The 6,201-nt window shown below is 58.4% G+C and carries 4 protein-coding genes and 1 pseudogene; 3 read left to right on the top strand and 2 right to left on the bottom strand.

Annotated elements, in window-relative coordinates:
- Positions 1-437 precede the first annotated feature (437 nt).
- Positions 438-1,433 carry a 4-hydroxybenzoate octaprenyltransferase gene (gene ubiA / locus ACXJ5O_RS16120; RefSeq protein ID WP_457300772.1) on the bottom strand — a complete coding sequence of 332 codons (996 nt, stop codon included), beginning with the start codon at positions 1,431-1,433 and terminating at the stop codon, positions 438-440.
- Between the two features lie 136 nt (positions 1,434-1,569).
- Here ubiA and purD point away from each other — a divergent pair, with 136 nt between their 5' ends.
- Entirely contained in the window at positions 1,570-2,850 is a 1,281-nt protein-coding gene (gene purD, locus ACXJ5O_RS16115) for a phosphoribosylamine--glycine ligase (RefSeq protein ID WP_457300771.1), read from the top strand.
- On the opposite strand, the gene ACXJ5O_RS16110 is transcribed toward purD, so the two are convergent.
- The gene (locus tag ACXJ5O_RS16110; protein ID WP_457300770.1) at positions 2,845-4,014 is read right to left on the bottom strand and encodes a glycoside hydrolase family 25 protein; all 1,170 of its coding nucleotides are present in this window, start codon (positions 4,012-4,014) and stop codon (positions 2,845-2,847) included. The two genes, purD and ACXJ5O_RS16110, sit on opposite strands and share 6 nt — an antisense overlap.
- A gap of 226 nt (positions 4,015-4,240) precedes the next feature.
- Here ACXJ5O_RS16110 and ACXJ5O_RS16105 point away from each other — a divergent pair, with 226 nt between their 5' ends.
- Both ACXJ5O_RS16105 and ACXJ5O_RS16100 read left to right on the top strand, forming a co-directional pair.
- On the top strand, positions 4,241-6,016 hold the full coding sequence (locus tag ACXJ5O_RS16105) for an acyl-CoA dehydrogenase family protein (RefSeq protein ID WP_457300769.1): 1,776 nt from the start codon (positions 4,241-4,243) through the stop codon (positions 6,014-6,016).
- A gap of 8 nt (positions 6,017-6,024) precedes the next feature.
- Positions 6,025-6,201 (top strand): annotated as a pseudogene (locus tag ACXJ5O_RS16100) (crotonase/enoyl-CoA hydratase family protein); the annotation flags it as partial.

Here is a 6,201-nt window from a genome sequence, read left to right as displayed (position 1 = left end):
CCAAACCTCGGCTATCCTATTCCCGTCCTTTCCATGGGGAGCTGCTTCCGGAGCCGTTCGAAAGTGGGGAAGGACGGCGTGTCAGCGGGCGGGCAACGGACCCAAGCGTTGGCCGACCTGTTCGTCTTCGGGGGGCAATCTGCGCATTTTAGGCAGATATTGCCTCCATTGTTGACGCCAACGCCAATCGTGCGGACACTGCACCGACGGCGACGATGGGCCCGGACTCCAGGCGTTCATCCACTCGCCCCGCGGAACAAGCAGAAGCTGGCCGGCAGGGGGAAAACGTTAGCGGGCGGTCTTCGGATCGCATACCTTATCTACCAAGACGCGCTCCGACGACCGCCCGTCTTCCCAGCATGCAAACAATGGCCAGACTCAAGATGAGGGCGTGGCAAGGGCAAAGCACACCCGGTTCTTTGAAATCATGATGAAGCTCAGAACAGCGGTTTCACCACCGTCCACAACCCACCGAACACGAGGCCGAGAAAGATCAGCCAGCCAACCACGGTATTCGACTTGAACAGCCTGAGGCATTCGTTCGGATTATCGATGTCGAGTGTCATGATCTGGCGATACATGTGCGCGCCCGCAGCCAACAGTCCGGCAACCGCTGGCATCGGAACCTCCGCCACGGCAAAGGCTCCAAGAAAGAGGGCCAATGCGCCGCCATAAAGCACGATCAGCGCTTCTCGCGTGCGGCTGCCGAACAGCCTGGCGGTTGAATGCACGCCAACCAGCGCGTCATCTTCCTTGTCCTGGTGGGCGTAGATCGTGTCATAGCCGATGACCCACAGGATCGATCCTGCATAAAGCAGGACAGCTGGCCAGTCGAGCGAACCAAAGTGCGCGGACCATCCCACAAGCGCACCCCAGGAAAAGGCAAGTCCCAGAACGAGCTGTGGCCAGTTGGTTATTCGTTTCATGAAAGGATAGATCGCAACGATAACCAATGATCCGATGGCAAGGAATACCGTGAACAGGTTGAACTGCACGACGACCGCCAATCCCACAAGTGCCTGCAGAACGAGAAAAATCTTGGCCTGTTTACGGCTCACCTGACCCGATGGAAGCGGCCGCGAACGCGTTCGTGCAACCTTGTTGTCGATATCTTCGTCGGCGAGGTCATTATAGGTGCAGCCCGCGCCCCGCATGGCGATAGCGCCAATCAGAAAGAGCACCAAATGATAGGGTGAAGGCAGCACCGACCAAAGCGGAGCGCCGACCTTTGCACCGGCAGCTGCCGCGAGGGCGGTTGCCCACCAGCACGGCCATAGCAGAAGCCACCAACCGATTGGCCGGTCCCAACGTGCCAGCTGCGCATAGGGCCAGAGCCAATTAGGCAGCGTCCGGTAGACCCAATGACCTGACGGTGCATCGAAAACCCTGCCGCGGGCCTGTGTAGACTGGATGATGTCTTTTTCTGAAGTCATGCTTTGACCTTGCAGCGCTGGGCAATACAGTCAAGCAGTTTAGGCAGTTTTTCAGGGCAAATCCGTGGTGCGCGCTTGACCCTGAGAGCATCACACCATACCGAGACGACAGTTTTTAAAGCGGAGCTCAAATTCGATGAACGTCTTGCTGATAGGTTCGGGTGGCCGCGAACACGCCTTGGCCTGGAAGATCGCCGCCTCGCCGGTGTTGTCGACGCTCTACTGCGCGCCTGGCAATCCAGGCATTGCAAGCGTTGCAGAATGCGTTGCGCTCGATCCAGCAGATCACGAAGCGATCATTGCCTTCTGCCAGCAAAAGTCGATTGAGTTTGTTGTAGTTGGCCCGGAAGCACCCTTGGTCGCCGGTATCGCCGACGATCTGCGCGCTGCCGGAATTTCCGTTTTCGGTCCTTCAAAGGCTGCCGCACGTCTCGAAGGTTCGAAAGGCTTCACCAAGGACCTTTGCGCTCAGTTCGATATTCCTACCGGCAAGTATCAGCGTTTCACTCAGGCTGAAGCGGCCAAGGCCTATATCCGGCAGGAAGGCGTACCGATCGTGGTCAAGGCCGACGGGCTCGCGGCGGGCAAGGGCGTGGTCGTCGCGTTCGAACTTCAGGAAGCGCTCGATGCTGTGGACGCCTGTTTCGATGGAGCATTTGGCGGAGCTGGTGCCGAAGTCGTCGTGGAAGAATATCTTGAGGGCGAAGAGGCCAGCTTCTTTTGCCTGTGCGATGGCAAGACAGCGCTCCCCTTCGGCACCGCCCAGGATCACAAGCGTGTTGGCGATGGCGATACCGGCGCCAACACTGGCGGCATGGGTGCCTATTCGCCAGCGCCGGTGATGACACAGGCGATCATCGACCTCACCATGCGTGACCTGATCAAACCGACGATGCGCGGCATGGCCGAGATCGGCGCGCCTTTCAGCGGTGTGTTGTTTGCTGGTCTGATGATCACCAAGGACGGACCGAAACTGATTGAATACAACACGCGGTTTGGCGATCCGGAGACGCAGGTGCTGATGTTGCGTCTGAAAGATGATCTGTTGCTGCTGCTGAAGGCCGCGGCTGGCGGCGCGCTCGATCAGATGTCGGTTCGCTGGAATGACGATCCGGCACTGACCGTGGTCATGGCCGCCAAAGGTTACCCGGCGGCACCGGAAAAAGGCAGCGTGATCAGAGGCGTTGACGCCGCCGGCGATGATGAGAACGTCGAGATTTTCCACGCGGGAACTGCGGGCAGGAATGGTGAATTGATCGCCAATGGCGGCCGGGTTCTAAACATTACAGCAAGCGGCAAGACGGTTCAGGGAGCGCAGAAGGCAGCTTATGCCGCGATTGCGAAGATCGATTGGCCGGAGGGTTTTTACCGCCACGATATTGGCTGGCGCGCCATCGAACGTGAAAGGGCGCTATAGGAAAGGCGTCAAGGCGGGGTAGCGGATCCGATCGGGCGCATCCGCCGCCATGCTGGTTTTCTTCAAACATGCGGTCGTGATCCCGAAGGGCGGGGTCTCATAGGAGTGGTCGAGCTGACGCGAGACCGATTGGCTGAGTGCGAGAGACAGCGCATCTACGGTGAGGGTCCTGGCCCTTAGTCGGCCGGTAGGCTGCTCCACCACCGAAGCAGTTATCGTGCTGTCTACAGCCCCCTTAGCCGGAGGGAGCAAAGGTTCGGTAGAGGCGACCAGTATGGGTTGTTGGTATGGCGGCTTGTCGCGGGGCATTGGCAGATTGTCCGGCGGGATAGCGTCGACCAGACCACCGAAGGGCCACGTCCTTTTCAGCTCGGTCACCGTCATATCGGCGATGTTGACGTCGATGTCCCGGCTGGTCCCGGGCGGGCGATAGGGGCAGCGCCGCTCGGTGCAATTGTTCTGCGAAGTGAACTGCCAAAGCACATAATCCTGCCAGTTGCCCTTGGGAAAATGCGGGGCGATGTCCGATTGATAGCGAGCATACCAGAGCGGCAAGCGCGACAGGATGGGCAACTCGAGCCGGTGGTCAGCGATATATCGCGCGGTTATGCCGTTCGTGTACAGAACCGGATAACGTCCGGTGCGGAACTTGATATGTTCGGCAAAAATCTGTGCATCCTGCAATGACATGAACTTGTCAGGGTCGTTGTCCTCGATGTCGATCGCCATCAACTCATCGTCGGCCGGGTCCGTGTAATCGATGAAATGATTGGCCTGCTCGATCGGATTGCCGGGACGGCCGAGATGGTAAGCTCCCCATTTGAGCCCCAGTGCTTTGGCGAGCTGGCGGCGCGTCTGGTATAACTCGCGTGAGACGGAATAATTGCGCCATATGCGTTTGCACAATTCCTGTTGCATCGCATCGACGATACGGTTGCAATGATAATTGGCGGGCATGCCGTCGGRGCCTTTGTGGATGAAGGCGGCAACGCGCGGGTCCTTGGCGATTTCCATGAGGTTGAAGGAGTTGTGTTCGTATCCGTCGAGTATGATCGCGCGCTCTTTGTTGGCCCAGGGCGAGCGGAACTCCGACTCCGCATGGACCAGGCCGCCAGACATGAGGGCGGCAACGAACATGGCAAAAGTACGTACGCGGATCGTCAAATGGTGGTTCCTCGCACCTCGCGAACAAGTCTCTAAAGCTGATAGTACCTAATGATGGTCGCCGCATCGCGGTTAATAAACGGTTAGCCACCGTTAATTGCGAACGGGATTTTCAAGTCGCTATCGCAATATCTTACGTTTACGTAAAAATAAGCTTGCCTGGGGACTGCGCAAAGTTGCAATGTGCGGTCCGCAACGAGCATCACTGGATGAGGAGAAATGATCGATGTACCGCGCGCCCGTCGATGAGATCGCCCACACGCTGAAGACAATCGCCGGACTCGACGAAGTCATCGCGCAAGGACGTTTCGCTGATTTGTCGGATGATCTGGTAGACGCCATTCTGGAAGAAGCGGGTAAATTCGCGTCTACCCGTGTGGCACCGCTGCTCGAGGTTGGTGACACGCACGGTACTCCGCTAAAAGACGCAGAAGTTACCATGCCGCCGGGCTGGAAAGACGTTTACGGGGAATGGATTGCGGGTGGCTGGAACGCCTTGACCGGTTCGCAGGAATTCGGCGGGCAGGGCTTGCCGATGATGCTGGCGATCGCGACGTTTGAAATGTGGAATTCCGGGTCGATGGCCTTCGGCATCGGACCGACACTGACACTCGGCGCCATCGAAGCGCTGGAAGCGCATGCTACCGACGAGTTGAAGCACACCTATCTGCCGAGGCTCATATCCGGCGAGTGGATGGGAACAATGAATCTCACCGAGCCACAGGCTGGTTCCGACGTTGGCGCCCTGCGCACCAGAGCCGAACGCGTCGATGATGGTACCTATCGCATTTTCGGCACGAAGATATTCATCACCTACGGCGAACACGACCTCACAGAAAATATCATTCATATGGTTTTGGCACGCCTGCCCGATGCACCGGCGGGCACCAAGGGTATTTCATTGTTCCTCGTGCCAAAGTTTCTGGTGAACGAGGACGGGTCGCTTGGCCCTCGCAACGACGTCTTTTGTGGCGGCATCGAGCACAAGATGGGCATTCACGGCTCTCCTACCTGCACGATGATCTACGGCGACGGTTTCGCAAAGGATAAGGAACCAGGCGCCATTGGCTGGCTTATCGGCGAGAAAAATCGGGGGCTTGCCTGCATGTTTACCATGATGAACAATGCGCGCCTCGCAGTCGGCATTCAGGGTGTCGCCGTGGCGGAGGCCGCCTACCAGAAGGCATTGGGCTATGCGCAGGAGCGCCGTCAGATGCGCGCGCCGGGCTGGACGGGCGAGGGTATGAGCCCGATAATCGAACACCCGGATGTGCAGCGTAACCTGTTGACGATGAAGGGTTTAACGGGGGCCGCACGGTCCATTGCTTATGCCTGCGCGCACGCACTCGACATGGCAAAAACAGCGTCGGAAGACGATACCCGGTACTGGGCAGACCGTGCCAATCTGTTGACGCCGGTCGCCAAGGCATTTTCCACCGATATAGGCGTCGATGTGGCGTCGATCGGCATCCAGGTCCATGGCGGGATGGGTTATATTGAGGAGACTGGCGCTGCACAGTTCCTGCGGGATGCACGCATTGCACCAATCTATGAAGGTACCAACGGTATCCAGGCCATTGATCTCGTCCAGCGTAAATTGCAGTTGGGCGAGGGTGAGCACATCAGGACCTATATCGCTGAACTCCGCGCCGTAGCAGAGGCCGTGGCGGCATCGAACAGTGTAGATTTCGGACAGACAGGGCAACGTCTGCTGGCGGGTCTGGATGATCTGGAGGCGGCAAGCGTTTGGCTGCAGCAGGCGCTGGCCAGCGCCGAGATCAGCGCGGCTTTCGCCGGAGCGACGCCCTATCTGCGGCTTTTCGGTCTCGCCGCCGGAGCGACTTACCTGGCAAAGGGTGCACTGGCCGGTGAGCGTGCTGGACGGACGGCGTTGGCGCGATTCTTTGCTGAAAACCTCCTGTCCGAAACTTCAGCGCTAAAAGACCGCGTCATTCATGGTGCGGCCAGTTTACTCGACGCGCGTTCGGCCCTCGCTTCATAAGGAAATCCATGTCAGACCATATTCAAATCGAGCGCCGTGGCGCTGTTCAGATCATCCGTATGAACCGGCCGGACAAGAAGAACGCTCTTACGCGTGCAATGTATACGACGATGACCAAGGCGATCGTCGAGGGCGACGCCGACGCCTCGATTGGCGCACACGTGTTCTTTGGCGTGCCAGGAGCC

The organism is Phyllobacterium sp. P5_D12 (assembly GCF_054049495.1).
The sequence above is the reverse complement of the archived record's forward strand: the minus strand, read 5'-3'. Positions and strand labels throughout refer to the sequence as shown.

What these genes read in the sequence shown, in the direction of transcription:
- ubiA (WP_457300772.1), bottom strand. Translation starts at nt 1,433, where the DNA reads ATGACTTCAGAAAAAGACATCATCCAGTCTACACAGGCCCGCGGCAGG.
- purD (WP_457300771.1), top strand. Translation starts at nt 1,570, where the DNA reads ATGAACGTCTTGCTGATAGGTTCGGGTGGCCGCGAACACGCCTTGGCC.
- ACXJ5O_RS16105 (WP_457300769.1), top strand. Translation starts at nt 4,241, where the DNA reads ATGTACCGCGCGCCCGTCGATGAGATCGCCCACACGCTGAAGACAATC.